Source organism: Pseudomonas sp. ADAK21 (assembly GCF_012935735.1).
Classification (GTDB): Bacteria; Pseudomonadota; Gammaproteobacteria; order Pseudomonadales; family Pseudomonadaceae; genus Aquipseudomonas; species Aquipseudomonas proteolytica.
This window is the reverse complement of the sequence record NZ_CP052857.1, coordinates 5,444,104-5,458,574: the sequence shown is the minus strand read 5'-3', so window position 1 is coordinate 5,458,574 and position 14,471 is coordinate 5,444,104. Positions and strand designations below refer to the sequence as shown.

Genomic DNA, 14,471 nt, shown 5'->3' with positions numbered 1-14,471 from the left:
CGGCCCAGGCAAGGCCAGTCTGTATTATTCACTGGACGTCGCCGATTGTTCATGCGGGGTGTTGTGTTCGCGCTGGAGCAACTGCTGCTTGCGCTCCACGCCCCACCGGTAACCTGAAAGATGGCCATCGCTGCGTACCACGCGGTGACAGGGAATCGCCACGGCCAGGCAATTGGCGCCGCAGGCCTGGGCCACGGCGCGAAAGGCCGTGGGCGCGCCGATGCGCTGGGCGATCTCGGCATAGCTGGCCGTGCTGCCTACCGGAATTTCCCGCAAGGCCTGCCAGACCCGCTCCTGGAAGGCGGTGCCGCGCAGGTCCAGGGGCAGGTTCAGGCCCAGGGCCGGAGCTTCGATAAACCCCACCACCTGGGCAATCAACTGTTCAAAGTCGGGGTCGGCGCCGATCACATTGGCCTGGGGGAACTGGTCTTGCAGGTCGCGCGCCAGTTGATCCGGATCATCGCCCAGCAAGATGGCACACACGCCGCGATTGCTCTGGGCCACCAGAATTGCGCCCAGCGAACACTCGCCGACAGCGAAGTGAATGTCGTTATGGCTGCCACCGGCCTTGTAGTCGCTGGGCTTCATGCCAAGCAACTGGTTGGCTGACGCGTAGAAGCGGCTGTTGGAGTTGAAGCCTGCATCGTAAAGAGCGTCGGTCACCGACAGATTGTCCAGCAGGTGCGCCCTGAGCTTGCGTGAGCGATGGGCGCGGGCGTAGCCCCTTGGCGTCAACCCGGTCAGGGTCTTGAACACCCGATGGAAATGGAACGGGCTCAGGCCGGCGCCTTGGGCCAGGTCCTCCAGGGAGGGCAGCGCCTGGGCCTGTTCGATGTGACGGCAGGCCGCAGCGACCAGGTGCGCATGGCGCTGCGCGACCTGGGTTTGATCGGCCGAGGTACGTTTATTGGGGCGGTAGCCGGCTGCTTCGGCCTGCTGCGGGGTGTCGAAAAACTCGACGTTCTTGCGCAGTGGCTGACGTGCGCTGCTGCTGGGGCGGCAATACACGCCGGTGGTCTTGACCCCGTAGACGAACGTCAGGTCCGCTGTGGCATCGCGGGCGACAATCGCGGCCCAACGCAGGTCATCTTCAGTGGTCATGGCAATGGCTCGACAGCGCAACAGTGTCACCCAGAATAACCGCTGAGGTGGAGTTGGACACTCCGTTACTTGCGGTCGAATTCACCCTGGCAATGACGCTTGCCGTAGCGCGCTCAATGAGGCGAGCGGGCTTGCCCCGCGCTGGGTGGCGAAGCCGCCCCAATAGTCTCACTAAGTTGTGCCAGGTACACCGAGGTGGTTGGTTTTGGGGCTGCTCCTGCAGCCCAACGGGGGCGATACGGCGTTCCGGCAAGCCCCCTCGCCACAGGGTTGCAACTTACTGTGGATCGCAGGTTTCCTGTGGCGAGCGGGCTTGCCCCGCGCTGGGCTGCGCAGCAGCCCCAAGAGTCCCGCCAAGTTCTACCAGGCACACCGAAGTGCCAGTTTTCAAGGTCAGCCTGCCTTGCGAAACGTCAGGTTGATCCGTTGTGGACCCATGCGCGGGTGTACGCCGTGTTTGATCGGCAGCACGCCATGAAAGCGCAGGCGGTCGACACCGCCCCAGACCACCACATCGCCATGGAACAGGGAAGTTTTCTGGGTCTTGTCACTACGCTGATGCCCACCGAACAGAAACACCGCCGGCAGCCCCAGGGAGAGCGAGACCACAGGCGCGCTGAAGTCGCGCTCGTTTTTGTCCTGGTGCAGCGACATCCTTGCGCCTGGAACGTAGCGGTTGATCAGGCAGGCATCCGGGGCAAAGCCCTCGAACCCCGCAGCGGCGGCTGCCGTTGTCGCCAACTCGCGCAGGACGTTCGGCAATGCTGGCCAGGGCTGTTGGCGCTCGGGGTCGATGGGGCTGTAGCGGTAGCCCTGGCGGTCAGTGGTCCAGCCCAGGTCACCGCAACTGCTCAGCGCGGCCGACATGGTAAAGCCACCGGGGGTGACCATTTGCCGGAACGGTGACTGGGCCAGTACCGCACGCAACTCCGGTAACAAGCGCTCAAGCCAGGGCAGGGCATAGCCCCTGAGGACGTAAGACTGTTCGCCAATCTGCTCGCGACGGGCCGGCTGCTGCAAGGCCTCGTCGCTGAACAGATCGCCGGTGGAATGAGGGTCCATGTTGCACAATCACTCCGTTGCAGGTGAGGATTTTACAGGGCCTTGCTCACAGTGATTTCAGTTATCTGGTCACTGGCATCGTGAATCTTGGCCAAGGCCTGTTGGGCTTCTTCGATGCTCGCCGCGTGTAACTGGGCAAATTCGAAGCGGCGCTCGCCGTTGAGTTTGTACTTGATGACGTATTTGGTGGTTTGAGTCACGGTCGTTCCTGTGGCGTGGGGCGCAATCAGCTGAGTTTGGTGCTGGTGCGGCGAACAATGCGGATTTTATGGGACAACGCCGGCTTGCGTGTAACGCTGATGGCACGGCGCGTCACCACGTCCAGGGTAATGTTCCAGAACCCGGTGCTCGGCGCGGTGATCTTGGCCGGGAACTTATCGAATGCACCGCCGTGATAAGTGTGGCGACCGCCGTTTTTGAAGCTGCGAAAATTCGCATCGCTCATCAGACGAATATTGCAGGTCTGCGAGCATTCAATGACGACAATATCCCCTTCGTTCAAGTGTTCGCGCTGGTGGATGAATTTCATGGGGGGTGTCTCCAGAAGGGCTTTTTCTGAAAAATCAGAACGATACGTAGGTTAAGATGGAGTTTATCAGCCCCAGCACGTTTATTATCGGGTCGTCGTCGACGTCTTCGACAATTTAAAACAGTTATTTACCGATATATCAGGGATAAATCCTACGTGGGCGGGAGAAAAATACCATCCCCGCTGTCGTAGGGTCTTTATCGGAGGTTTTGTATGAAGTGGAGTGTATTGGTTCTGGCCCTGGCAATAGGTGGATGTGCTTCGGTTTCAGACATCAAGCAGACACCGCCGACACTGGCGGTTATCTCCGGGAAAAAACCGCAGGAATACGCGGCGTGTGTGGTGCAAAAACTGTCGTCGACCCGTCGTCCGTCGCAGATCGAACCTCACAAGGAAGGTGTGCGGGTGATTGTGCCGCAGAAGTTTTCGGCTGACCCTTCGGCCATTTTTGAAATTGAAGACCGCTCCAGCGGTAGCAGCATCAAGCTCTACGAGAGCATGTCCAATGTGCCGATTCGTCCGGGTGACGTGAAAAAAGCTGCGGAAGACTGCATTTCCGGCTGAGCTCACGGCGCCGCTCATACGCGATCAACTCCGATCAAGAAGCCCGGCCTGCGGTTGCAGTGCCGGGCTTTTTATTGTCCGCAATTTCTTACGCTGCGGTTGTGACTGTCAGCTCATTACCCTACCATTTGTAGGCTTATGCATTGTAGGTCTAAGCATATAACTATAAAAATGGAGTCGTGATGATGTCTGTGGAGAGAGTGTTGATGGGTGGCGCCTTGCTACTCATGCTCGGCAGCGCGCAAGCGCTGGAGGGCAAAAAGGTATTCAGTGAAGGTGGCGCGCAGCCTGGCGCTGCCGCGTGCATGGCGTGCCACGGGGCGGATGGCCTGGGGTTGGCTGCTGCGGGGTTTCCCAGGCTGGCGGGATTGTCGGCGGCTTATCTGACCAAGCAACTGCATGACTTCAAGAGTGGCACGCGCAGCAACCCGGTGATGACGTCGCTGGCCAAGGCGCTGACCGAGGAAGAAATCGCTGCGGTGAGCCAGACACTGGCGGCGATGCCGGCGCCGGTTGTGCCCGCCGGCCATCGCAGCGCTACCCCCACTAATCCTGCCGAAAAACTGGCGTTGCAAGGTGCCTGGGAGCGGCAGATCCCGGCGTGTGTCAGTTGCCATGGCCCGTCGGGTGTGGGGGTGGGCGAGGCGTTCCCGCCGTTGTCAGGGCAGTCTGCGGCTTATCTGGCTGCTCAGCTCAATGCCTGGCGCAGTGGCACCCGCAACAATGATCCCAATGACTTGATGGGGCATGTGGCCAAATCCCTGACCGATGACGAAGTGCAGGGGATCGCAAACTATTTCGCCTCCTTGCCTGGCCAGGAGGTCAAACCATGAAGAAGCTGTCATTTGCACCCGTGTTCGTCGCGTTGATCAGTGCGCCTGCCTGGGCGGCACCGATTGCCATGGAAGATCAGTCGCAACTGAAGGTGCCCGCTGCGGTGCCTGCCGCCACGGCGTTCCAGCCGCCGCAGGAAAGCGAATTGCCCGACAACGCCTACGGCAAGCTGGTGATGCAGGGCTATGCGTTGTTCGTCGATACCAAGCGCCTGGCGCCACAGTTTGTCGGCAACGGCCTTAACTGCAGCAACTGCCACCTGGATCAGGGGCGGTTGGCCAATTCGGCGCCGCTGTGGGGCGCCTACCCGATGTACCCCGCGTACCGAAAAAAGAACGACAAGGTCAACACGTTCGCCGAACGTCTGCAGGGCTGTTTCCAGTTCAGCATGAACGGCGGCAAGCCTCCGGCAGCCGACAGTCACGAGATTACCGCGCTGTCGACCTATGCCTACTGGCTGGCGAGCAAGGCACCTTTGGGCGTGGAGCTGCCGGGGCGCGGCTATCCCGAGGTGCCACAGCCGGCCAAAGGCTACAACCTGGCGCAAGGTGCCGAGGTGTACAAGGCGCAGTGTGCGGTGTGCCATGGCGCCGAGGGGCAGGGGCAGAAGGTGGGCGACAACTACGTGATGCCACCGTTGTGGGGTAAGGATTCCTACAACTGGGGTGCCGGTATGCATCGGATCAATACGGCGGCTTCTTTTATCAAGCACAACATGCCGCTGGGCAAGGGCGGGAGCTTGACCGACCAGCAGGCCTGGGACGTGGCAGCCTACGTCAATCGCCATGAGCGCCCACAGGACCCGCGACTGGTGGACGGCTCCGTGGAGAAAACCCGCGTCAAGTTTCACGCCAATGATGGGGTAAACCTGTACGGGCAAACGGTCGATGGCGTGCTGATTGGCCAAGGCATCCGTTAAACTACTGCCTGAACACAAAAAATGCCGCTCAAACCCCGGGGTTTGAGCGGCATTGTCATTCTGGAAAACCAATTATGAAGCGTGAACGTGTCAAAGAGCGGCATGCAGAGGGTCACATCTCTGCGACCCATGTGATTCAAAATCCGGCCAACTCAGGGGAGTGGATCGTGTTTTTCAAGAAAAGCGGCGGGCGCAGCTTTTTCCTGGTGGATGATCATGATGAGGTCGAATCCTTTGAGAAGCTGGATGACCTGATCGACACCATCCGCGGCCTTGGTATCAAGTTCGCCGAGATTCACATGTAAGCGCCCGTTTTACTTGCAGACCACTACCACACTGCGGCCCTTGAAGTTGCCCACATCGGCGCCCAGGGTCTTGTCGCTGTCCTTCAAGGCTGGCGTGCCTTCGGTGCCGACGATACGGTATCCGGTACCCGCGCAAGAGGCGTCGGCCTTCTCGTAGCAGCTGGCCCAGGAGTTGGCCTCGCCTGAACAATCAATGGTCAGGCCTTGTTCGCCGTTTTTCAGGTAAATGTCGGAAGTGGTGGTGCAGCCGGCGAGCGCCAGTACCGAGATCAGTGCCAGAATCTTGTTCATGTAAGGTTCGTCGTTGAGAAATGTTAAGGGGCGCGCAGACACTGTCGTGGGGCGTTTTCAGCGAGATTATAGCCAACGGCCATCAAGGTACAGACATTCACAAAAAAGCCCCGTTCACCGGGGCTTTTTGCGCAATCGCAAGGGCTTATTTGCCCTTTGGTCGTTTGCTCGACGCGTGGCCGGCCTCATCCACAAACACTTCGGCTACTGCAATCGCCTGGCTTTCGGTAGCGAATGCCCCTGCAACGCTGTCGCCATGAAAATTGATCAGGTGCCAGCCGTCTGCTCGCTTGGTGATCAGGTAGCCGTTTACGCCTTTTGGTTCTGACATCTATTAACAATCTCGTGGTCTGGTTCAAGCGAGCAATGATAGCGCCAAATGCCATGGGCGCGCGCAAGTTGTTGCAGGTCAGTGCCGAACCCCCTAAAGCGTGCTAAAAAGAATACGGCCCTTTGAAATCGGGGGGCGGGATGTTTTTCCGCCGCCATTGGGTTCGCTTGTTTGCACACGGGCGGAACTAACGCCGACATTTTTTCTCTATGTTGACATCGCAACGCCAGCAGCGCCCATTGTAAGGTCGCTGCGGCCTGATTAGACTGCGCCGAATTTCGTACGCACAGCCCTTATTAAGGACTTATATGATCAAGAAATGCTTGTTCCCAGCAGCCGGTTACGGCACTCGCTTCCTGCCAGCGACCAAGGCCATGCCTAAAGAAATGCTGCCGGTGGTAAACAAGCCACTGATCCAGTACGGCGTCGAAGAGGCACTGGATGCCGGCCTGAACGAAATCTCCATCGTTACCGGTCGTGGCAAGCGCGCCCTGGAAGACCACTTCGACATCAGCTATGAGCTGGAAAACCAGATCAAGGGCACCGACAAGGAAAAATACCTGGTTGGTATCCGCAAGCTGCTCGACGAGTGTTCGTTCTCCTACACTCGCCAAACTCAGATGAAAGGCCTGGGCCATGCAATCCTTACTGGTCGCCCACTGATCGGTGACGAGCCGTTCGCCGTTGTCCTGGCGGACGACCTGTGCGTCAACCTGGAAGGCGACGGCGTCTTGACCCAGATGGTCAAGCTGTACCAGAAGTACCGCTGCACCATCGTTGCGGTGCAGGAAGTCGATCCTTCGGAAACCAACAAGTACGGCGTGATCGCTGGCGACGACATTGGCGATGGCCTGATCCGTGTGCGCGACATGGTCGAGAAGCCGGCGCCGGAAGATGCCCCGTCGAACCTGGCGATCATCGGTCGCTACATCCTGACCCCGGATATCTTCAAGCTGATCGAAGAAACCGAGCCAGGCAAGGGCGGCGAAATCCAGATCACCGACGCCTTGTTGAAGCAGGCCAAGGACGGTTGCGTGATTGCCTACAAGTTCAAGGGCCGTCGTTTTGACTGCGGTGGCGCTGAAGGCTACATCGAGGCGACCAACTTCTGCTACGAGCACTTCTACAAGACTGGCAAGGCTTACTGATTTAAGCATTGCCTGTTGAACCTCAAGAAAGCCACCTTCGGGTGGCTTTCTGGTTTTTTGGGCGCAAGCGGGTATCCTGATGCCCTGCCGAGGAGAGTGAGATGGCCTACGATTTTGATCTGTATGTAATTGGCGCCGGTTCCGGCGGTGTGCGAGCGGCGCGGTTTGCCGCCGGGTTTGGCGCAAAGGTGGCCGTGGCGGAAAGCCGCTACCTGGGCGGGACTTGCGTCAACGTTGGCTGTGTGCCGAAAAAGCTGCTGGTCTACGGTGCGCACTATGCCGAAGACTTCGAGCAGGCCAGCGGCTTTGGCTGGTCCCTGGGCGAGGCGAGCTTTGATTGGGCGACACTGATCGCCAACAAGGATCGCGAAATCAATCGCCTCAACGGCATCTACCGTAACCTGCTGGTCAACAGTGGTGTGACCCTGCACGAAGGCCATGCGCGCCTGACCGGGCCCCACGAGGTCGAGATCAACGGCCAGCGTTTCACTGCCAAAAACATCCTGATCGCCACCGGCGGCTGGCCGCAGATTCCCGAAATTCCAGGGCATGAGCACGCCATTGGCTCCAACGAGGCGTTCTTCCTTAAAGAGCTGCCCAAGCGAGTGCTGGTGGTTGGCGGTGGTTACATCGCGGTGGAGTTCGCCGGGATTTTCCATGGCTTGGGCGCACAGACGTCGCTGCTGTATCGCGGTGATCTGTTCCTGCGAGGGTTCGATGGTGCGGTGCGCAAGCACTTGCAGGAAGAGCTGATCAAGCGCGGCCTGGACCTGCAGTTCAACGCCGATATCGCGCGTATCGACAAGCAGGCCGATGGCAGCCTCAAGGCCACCTTGAAAGACGGTCGTGTGCTGGAGGCTGATTGTGTGTTCTACGCCACCGGTCGGCGCCCGATGCTGGATAACCTGGGTCTGGAGCACACAGGGGTCAAACTGGACAAGCGTGGTTTTGTCGAGGTCGACGAGTTGTACCAGACTGCCGAGCCTTCGATCCTGGCCATTGGTGACGTGATTGGTCGTGTGCAATTGACCCCGGTGGCACTGGCCGAAGGCATGGCCGTGGCGCGTCGCCTGTTCAAGCCTGAGCAGTATCGCTCGGTGGACTACGCGATGATTCCTACGGCGGTGTTCAGTCTGCCGAATATCGGCACCGTGGGCCTGAGCGAAGAACAAGCCCGGGCCGATGGGCATAACCTGCAGATCTTCGAAAGCCGCTTCCGGCCAATGAAGTTGACACTGACCGAATGCCAGGAGCGCACGCTGATGAAGCTAGTGGTGGACGCCGACACCGACAAGGTGCTGGGCTGCCACATGGTCGGGCCGGATGCGGGCGAGATCGTCCAGGGCCTGGCGATCGCCCTCAAGGCGGGGGCGACCAAGCAGCATTTCGACGAGACCATCGGCGTGCATCCTACGGCGGCGGAAGAATTCGTCACCATGCGCACACCAGTGGCTGACTGATCAGCTTTCGGTTGCTGCCTCTGGCGCCGTTGCAACGACGGTGGCCAGGCGCAGCGCCTCGATGGTGGCCTGGGCCTTGATCAGGTCCAGTTCCAGGGTTTTGTGAGTGTGCTGTTGCTTGGCAAGTGCCTCCTGGCGTGACTGACTGTCCAGCATGGCTACCCGCAGACGCTCCTGGAGCAGGGTGCGTTCGCTATCAATCAGGCTCACCTGTTCGCTCAACTTGAGCTGCTGGGCCTGATCTTTGCGGCTTTGTTCCTGCAAGGCGGTCAATTCCTTGGCCGTGACTCGGTGTTCGATCAATAGCCGTTCATTATCACGATGCAACTGGGTGATTTCATCCTGGCGCACCATGGCGCTCTGCTGTGCCTGGCGCAACTCGGCCTGGAGCTGCTGCAACTGGCCTTCGTGGCGGCGTTGTTCCTGCTCGCGCTGGTCTTTGATCGCGTTGCGGTAGTGCTCAAGGGCGTCGCGCGCGTGCAGGTGTTTTTCTTCCAGCGAACGAATCTGTTCGTCCTTATCCGAAATCCGCAGCTCGTAATCGCTGCACGCCTGGCTTAACCCGGCGTTACGGGTTTGCTCGGTCTGCAAACTGGTGCTGGCGGTTTGCAGGGCGGCGCTTTCTTCGGCGAGGGCGGCGGCCTGGATATCGAATTGCTGCTGGAGTTGGCTGCGCGCCGCTTCAAGCGCTTCTACCTGGGCGAGCAGGGCGCTTTTGTGCTGTTCGAACTGCGCCAGCGCCAGGTCGATAGGCTCCTGGGCTTTCTCTTTGAGGCGCTGGGCCAGGCGTGCGACCAGTTCGCCAAGCTCATCGTCGATGGGCGCTTCGGTGATGGAGAGGCGGGTTTCGCTCTCGTCCAGCTCCTTCAAATAGCGGTGGATGGTGGTTTTCGAGCCGGTATTGCCCATCTCGATGCGTACGGCGTCGATGCTGGGGTTTTCGCCACGGGCGAGGATTGCCAGGCGTGCCGTTTGAACTACTGCTTTATTGATGCCGCCGCGAGCCATGGGGTCTCCGTCGATTTGATACTGTGGTATGTATTATGTATATACGTACCATATCACAAATTAAAATACGTTTGAATTCATGATTTTACACATGGGATATTGGCGTATTATCCCTTGTCAGCGGTTGCCGGCCCCCATCCGAGCCCAGCACCCGTACACCAACCCTTGTAGGAGCCGGCTTGCCGGCGATAGCGGTATGAGTGAACTAGATCGTTACCTGAACGCCGCCACCCGCGATAACACCCGCCGCAGCTATCGCGCTGCCATCGAACACTTTGAAGTGAGTTGGGGCGGCTTCCTGCCGGCCACCAGCGACAGTGTGGCGCGATACCTGGTGGCCCATGCCGGGGTGCTCGCGGTCAACACGTTGAAGCTGAGGCTTTCGGCGCTGGCGCAATGGCACACCAGCCAGGGCTTTGCAGACCCCACCAAGGCGCCGGTGGTGCGCAAAGTGCTCAAGGGCATCCGCGCTTTGCATCCCGCCCAGGAAAAACAGGCCGAACCCTTGCAGCTCCAGCATCTGGAGCAGGTGGTCAGTTACCTGGCGGGTGAAGCTGAGCTGGCACGGGCAGAAGACGATCGACCGCGCTGGCTGCGCGCCAAGCGCGATGGGGCATTGATCCTGCTGGGCTTTTGGCGCGGCTTTCGCAGTGATGAGTTGTGTCGGCTGCAGATCGAACACGTGCAGGCGGTGCCGGGCGCGGGCATCACCTTGTACTTGCCACGCAGCAAGAGTGATCGCGAAAACCTCGGTAAGACTTATCAAGCCCCGGCGCTGCTGCGTCTGTGCCCGGTGCAGGCCTATAGCGAATGGCTGAGCGCCTCGGCCTTGGTGCGCGGCCCTGTATTTCGCGGGATCGATCGCTGGGGCAACCTGGGCGAGGAGGGGTTGCATGCCAATAGCGTGATCCCATTGCTGCGCCAGGCCCTTGAGCGAGCAGGCATTGCCGCCGAGCAGTACACCAGCCACTCCCTGCGCCGTGGCTTTGCCACCTGGGCCCATCGCAGCGGCTGGGATTTGAAGTCGTTGATGACGTATGTCGGCTGGAAGGACATGAAGTCAGCCATGCGCTATGTTGAAGCGACGCCCTTTCTTGGCATGACGTTGGCCCGCGATCCGCTGCTTTAAGATTTCTTCTATTAATACAGTTGGTTGATAGCCAAAACCAATCGGCAGCATCAGGTTTGCCAATGAGCCATCGGCAATGAGACTGGGTAGGATTCACCCATCAACTTACTAACCCCTGACGGAGAGTCAACGATGCCTATCATCAACAGCCAAGTAAAACCGTTCAAAGCGACCGCTTACAAAAACGGCAACTTCGTAGACGTGTCGGACGCTGACCTGAAAGGCAAGTGGTCTGTCGTATTCTTCTACCCAGCCGACTTCACTTTCGTCTGCCCAACCGAACTGGAAGACCTGGCTGACAACTACGCCGAATTCCAGAAACTGGGCGTCGAGATCTACAGCGTTTCCACCGACACCCACTTTGCCCACGCTGCCTGGCACAACACCTCGCCAGCCATCGGCAAGATCCAGTACACCATGATCGGCGACCCGACACTGACCATCTCCCGCAACTTCGACGTGCTGATCGAAGAAGCTGGCCTGGCAGACCGCGGCACTTTCGTGATCAACCCGGAAGGCCAGATCAAGATCGTTGAACTGAACGACGGCGGTGTTGGCCGTGACGCTTCCGAGCTGCTGCGCAAAATCAAGGCTGCCCAGTACGTCGCTGCCCACCCAGGCGAAGTGTGCCCAGCCAAGTGGAAAGAAGGCGAGGCCACTCTGGCTCCGTCCCTGGACCTGGTCGGCAAGATCTAAGTCTGTGATGTATCAAGGGCGGATTACCGCACCTAAGTAAGCTGCATCCGCCCTCAAAACGCCCGGGCGAGATTCGCTCGGGCGTTTTTTTGTCCGCAATAAACCGAATTAATAGGAAATCGCCCGTATGTTGGACGCCAATCTTAAAGCTCAGTTGAAGTCATACCTGGAACGGGTCACCCAGCCGATCGAGATCGTCGCCTCCCTAGACGACGGTGCGAAATCCCAGGAAATGCTTGCCCTTTTGCAGGACGTAACCAGCCTCACTACGCTGATTACCCTGAACACCGATGGTAATGACGGGCGCAAGCCATCGTTCTCCATCAACCGCCCGGGTGCCGATATCAGCCTGCGTTTTGCCGGCATCCCCATGGGCCATGAATTTACTTCGTTGGTGCTGGCCCTGTTGCAAGTCGGTGGCCACCCTTCGAAGGCCAGTGTCGAAGTGATTGAACAGATTCGTAGCCTTAAAGGTGAGTTCAACTTCGAGACTTACTTCTCGCTGTCCTGCCAGAACTGCCCGGACGTGGTCCAGGCGTTGAACCTGATGGCCGTACTCAACCCGAACATCCGCCACGTTGCTATCGACGGCGCGCTGTTCCAGGCTGAAGTCGACGAGCGTCAGGTCATGGCGGTCCCTAGCGTCTACCTCAATGGCGTGAACTTCGGCCAGGGTCGCATGGGCCTGGAAGAAATCCTCGCCAAGCTCGACACCAGCGGTATCGAAAAAGCAGCCGAGAAAATCAGCGCCAAAGACGCTTTTGATGTGTTGGTGGTCGGTGGTGGCCCAGCCGGCTCTGCGGCCGCCATCTACGCTGCGCGTAAAGGCATCCGTACCGGCGTGGCCGCCGAGCGTTTTGGCGGGCAAGTGCTGGACACCATGTCCATCGAGAACTTTATCTCGGTGCAGGAAACCGAAGGCCCGAAACTGGCCAGCGCCCTGGAAGCCCACGTGCGTCAGTACGACGTGGATATCATGAACCTGCAGCGCGCCAGCAGCCTGATCCCGGCGAAGAATCCCGGCGAGCTGCACGAAATTCGCTTTGAAAGTGGCGCGACTCTCAAGTCCAAGACCGTGATCCTGGCGACCGGTGCGCGCTGGCGCGAAATGGGTGTGCCGGGCGAGCAGGAATACAAGGCCAAGGGCGTGTGCTTCTGCCCGCACTGCGATGGTCCGCTGTTCAAGGGCAAGCGTGTGGCGGTGATTGGCGGCGGTAACTCCGGCGTTGAAGCGGCTATCGACTTGGCCGGTATTGTCAGCCACGTGACCTTGCTCGAGTTCGACAGCAAGTTGCGCGCCGACGCCGTATTGCAGCGCAAGCTCTACAGCCTGCCGAACGTTGACGTGATCACCAGCGCGTTGACCAGTGAGGTCAAGGGTGATGGCCAGAAAGTCACCGGCCTGGCCTACAAGGACCGCGATACCGGCGAGTTCAAGACCATCGACCTGGAAGGCATCTTTGTGCAGATCGGTTTGCTGCCCAACACCGATTGGCTCAAGGGCACCGTGGAGCTGTCGCCCCGTGGTGAGATCATTGTCGATGCCCGTGGCGAGACTTCACTGCCAGGCGTATTTGCCGCCGGTGACGTAACGACCGTGCCGTACAAGCAGATCGTGATTGCCGTGGGTGAGGGCGCCAAGGCTTCCCTGAGCGCTTTTGATCACCTGATCCGAGCGTAAGGCCTGAAACTAAAAAACCCATGAGCGATCATGGGTTTTTTTTGGGTGTTGCTTTTGTGGGAGCTGGTTGGCCTGGGATGCAATCGCCGGCAAGCCTGCTCCTACAGGGTATGTGCCCGTTTACAGCGGTGCTGGCTGGATGATCTCGACCCAGTAAGCATCCGGGTCCTTGATAAACGCCAGGCTTTTCATGCGGCCATCGGTCAGGCGTTTCTGGAAATCACAGCCCAACGCTTCAAACCGCTCACAGGCCGCAACGATATCCGGCACCGAAATGCAGATATGGCCAAAGCCGCGTGGGTCGGTATTGCCATTGTGGTAGGAGAAATCGGCATCGTTTTCGGTGCCGTGGTTGTGGGTCAGTTCCAGGATGCCTGGGATAGACTTCATCCACTGGGTGCGCGCGGCGGCATCGGCCGGGATTTGCGCCTTGTCGACCAGGGCGAGGAAGTACAGGCTGAATTCGGCTTCCGGGAAGTCGCGTTTCTCAACCAGGGAGAAACCCAGAACGCGGGTATAGAAGTCCAGCGACTTGGTGATGTCCTTGACCCGCAGCATGGTGTGGTTGAACACGAAGTTCGAAGTGGCGGTGTCGGGTTGGGCGGTGACGCCCGGGAAGGTGTTCAATTCGTGCAGGCTCATGGGCCCTCCAGAAAAAATGGGGCAGGCGCAGCTCGTGGATTGAGCGGCCCTTTGGCTTGCGGCAGATCTGTGCAGCGAAACCATGATACGCAAGCTGCGCCGGCCGCGCCAAATGAAAAACTCACGCGGGCCTTGCGAGCGGCCCACGGTCAGGCTCAAACTTTGCGGCTTGAACTTCGAGTGTTTTTTGCAATGAGCCGATTGAGCAAACCATTGTTGACCACCTTTTGCCTGATCTTCGGTTGTACCCCTGTATTGGCGGCCGAGCCCGAAATTCATTGGCCCAGCGGCTGGCAGGTGGAGGAGGTTGTCGCGGATGCCGATACGCCGGCCAAGCCGTCAACGGTTTCCCGTCAGCGCGCGATAAAGAACGATGAAAATGGCGAGACGCTGATGGTCATGGAGCTGACGGGCACGCCGATCGAGCCAGGGCATGTGGTCAATCTGCAAGGTGTATTGCTGGAGATGCGCAAGTCCATCCAGAAGGACTTTGCCCGCAGTGGTTATCAAAGTGTCTGCAACAAGATGCACGCGACCACCTTAAGTCATCTTGAAGCGCTGGAAACTACCTGCGTGATTACCGAGAACGGTCGGCATGTGCTCTCGCAAACACTGGTGGGCGCTATTGATACGAATAAGGCCTATGTTTTTTCATACGCCGGACAAGCGCAGGCTTATGAGTCGAGCAAAGACGAAGTCAGCGCGGTGCGTGCAAGCCTGAAACTTTGATCGGTGATGGCTAGATGGCTGACATGGTTGCGTGAGAAAAAA

General features: G+C 58.9%; 18 protein-coding genes. 10 read left to right on the top strand and 8 right to left on the bottom strand.

Going from position 1 to position 14,471, the window contains the following annotated elements:
* Positions 1-24 precede the first annotated feature (24 nt).
* From ada to HKK57_RS24430, 4 genes are all read right to left on the bottom strand, one after another.
* Positions 25-1,101, bottom strand: a complete 1,077-nt coding sequence (gene ada, locus HKK57_RS24445) for a bifunctional DNA-binding transcriptional regulator/O6-methylguanine-DNA methyltransferase Ada (protein WP_169390961.1) — start codon at positions 1,099-1,101, stop codon at positions 25-27.
* A 393-nt stretch (positions 1,102-1,494) separates the two neighbouring features.
* Positions 1,495-2,163, bottom strand: coding sequence for a DNA oxidative demethylase AlkB (gene alkB, locus HKK57_RS24440; RefSeq protein WP_104912233.1), 669 nt, complete (start codon positions 2,161-2,163; stop codon positions 1,495-1,497).
* A gap of 32 nt (positions 2,164-2,195) precedes the next feature.
* Positions 2,196-2,363, bottom strand: a complete 168-nt coding sequence (locus tag HKK57_RS24435; RefSeq protein WP_092236342.1) for a hypothetical protein — start codon at positions 2,361-2,363, stop codon at positions 2,196-2,198.
* A 26-nt stretch (positions 2,364-2,389) separates the two neighbouring features.
* Positions 2,390-2,692, bottom strand: a complete 303-nt coding sequence (locus HKK57_RS24430; protein ID WP_003173824.1) for a DUF1883 domain-containing protein — start codon at positions 2,690-2,692, stop codon at positions 2,390-2,392.
* Between the two features lie 213 nt (positions 2,693-2,905).
* Between HKK57_RS24430 and HKK57_RS24425 the strand changes: the two genes are divergently transcribed.
* The 4 genes from HKK57_RS24425 to HKK57_RS24410 all read left to right on the top strand — a co-directional run bounded on the left by HKK57_RS24425 (position 2,906) and on the right by HKK57_RS24410 (position 5,314).
* On the top strand, positions 2,906-3,256 hold the full coding sequence (locus tag HKK57_RS24425) for a hypothetical protein (protein ID WP_029294633.1): 351 nt from the start codon (positions 2,906-2,908) through the stop codon (positions 3,254-3,256).
* Between the two features lie 182 nt (positions 3,257-3,438).
* The gene (locus tag HKK57_RS24420) at positions 3,439-4,089 is read left to right on the top strand and encodes a c-type cytochrome (protein WP_169390960.1); all 651 of its coding nucleotides are present in this window, start codon (positions 3,439-3,441) and stop codon (positions 4,087-4,089) included.
* Entirely contained in the window at positions 4,086-5,009 is a 924-nt protein-coding gene (locus HKK57_RS24415) for a c-type cytochrome (protein ID WP_092236345.1), read from the top strand. The genes HKK57_RS24420 and HKK57_RS24415 overlap by 4 nt, the downstream gene beginning before the upstream one ends.
* A gap of 74 nt (positions 5,010-5,083) precedes the next feature.
* A complete protein-coding gene (locus HKK57_RS24410; RefSeq protein WP_029294639.1) occupies positions 5,084-5,314 on the top strand; it encodes a hypothetical protein in 231 nt (76 codons plus the stop codon).
* 9 nt (positions 5,315-5,323) lie between these two features.
* On the opposite strand, the gene HKK57_RS24405 is transcribed toward HKK57_RS24410, so the two are convergent.
* Complete coding sequence (locus HKK57_RS24405; protein WP_029294641.1) at positions 5,324-5,605, bottom strand: hypothetical protein; 282 nt, start codon at positions 5,603-5,605, stop codon at positions 5,324-5,326.
* Between the two features lie 145 nt (positions 5,606-5,750).
* Entirely contained in the window at positions 5,751-5,936 is a 186-nt protein-coding gene (locus HKK57_RS24400) for a hypothetical protein (protein WP_029294643.1), read from the bottom strand.
* A 308-nt stretch (positions 5,937-6,244) separates the two neighbouring features.
* Here HKK57_RS24400 and galU point away from each other — a divergent pair, with 308 nt between their 5' ends.
* Both galU and gorA read left to right on the top strand, forming a co-directional pair.
* Positions 6,245-7,084, top strand: a complete 840-nt coding sequence (gene galU / locus HKK57_RS24395; protein WP_029294645.1) for a UTP--glucose-1-phosphate uridylyltransferase GalU — start codon at positions 6,245-6,247, stop codon at positions 7,082-7,084.
* A gap of 101 nt (positions 7,085-7,185) precedes the next feature.
* Positions 7,186-8,544: a glutathione-disulfide reductase gene (gene gorA, locus HKK57_RS24390; protein ID WP_169390959.1), complete on the top strand. Its 1,359-nt coding sequence runs from the start codon at positions 7,186-7,188 to the stop codon at positions 8,542-8,544.
* On the opposite strand, the gene HKK57_RS24385 is transcribed toward gorA, so the two are convergent.
* Positions 8,545-9,552, bottom strand: a complete 1,008-nt coding sequence (locus HKK57_RS24385) for a DNA-binding protein (protein WP_169390958.1) — start codon at positions 9,550-9,552, stop codon at positions 8,545-8,547.
* Between the two features lie 196 nt (positions 9,553-9,748).
* Between HKK57_RS24385 and HKK57_RS24380 the strand changes: the two genes are divergently transcribed.
* From HKK57_RS24380 to ahpF, 3 genes are all read left to right on the top strand, one after another.
* Entirely contained in the window at positions 9,749-10,681 is a 933-nt protein-coding gene (locus tag HKK57_RS24380; protein WP_169390957.1) for a site-specific integrase, read from the top strand.
* A gap of 132 nt (positions 10,682-10,813) precedes the next feature.
* Complete coding sequence (gene ahpC, locus HKK57_RS24375; RefSeq protein WP_010210361.1) at positions 10,814-11,377, top strand: alkyl hydroperoxide reductase subunit C; 564 nt, start codon at positions 10,814-10,816, stop codon at positions 11,375-11,377.
* A gap of 127 nt (positions 11,378-11,504) precedes the next feature.
* Positions 11,505-13,058: an alkyl hydroperoxide reductase subunit F gene (gene ahpF, locus HKK57_RS24370; protein WP_070996290.1), complete on the top strand. Its 1,554-nt coding sequence runs from the start codon at positions 11,505-11,507 to the stop codon at positions 13,056-13,058.
* Between the two features lie 120 nt (positions 13,059-13,178).
* Here the strand turns inward: ahpF and gloA are convergent, their stop codons facing one another.
* On the bottom strand, positions 13,179-13,700 hold the full coding sequence (gene gloA / locus HKK57_RS24365; RefSeq protein WP_092236355.1) for a lactoylglutathione lyase: 522 nt from the start codon (positions 13,698-13,700) through the stop codon (positions 13,179-13,181).
* A 192-nt stretch (positions 13,701-13,892) separates the two neighbouring features.
* Between gloA and HKK57_RS24360 the strand changes: the two genes are divergently transcribed.
* Complete coding sequence (locus HKK57_RS24360) at positions 13,893-14,429, top strand: DUF4946 domain-containing protein (RefSeq protein WP_029294661.1); 537 nt, start codon at positions 13,893-13,895, stop codon at positions 14,427-14,429.
* The last annotated feature ends 42 nt before the right edge of the window (positions 14,430-14,471 follow it).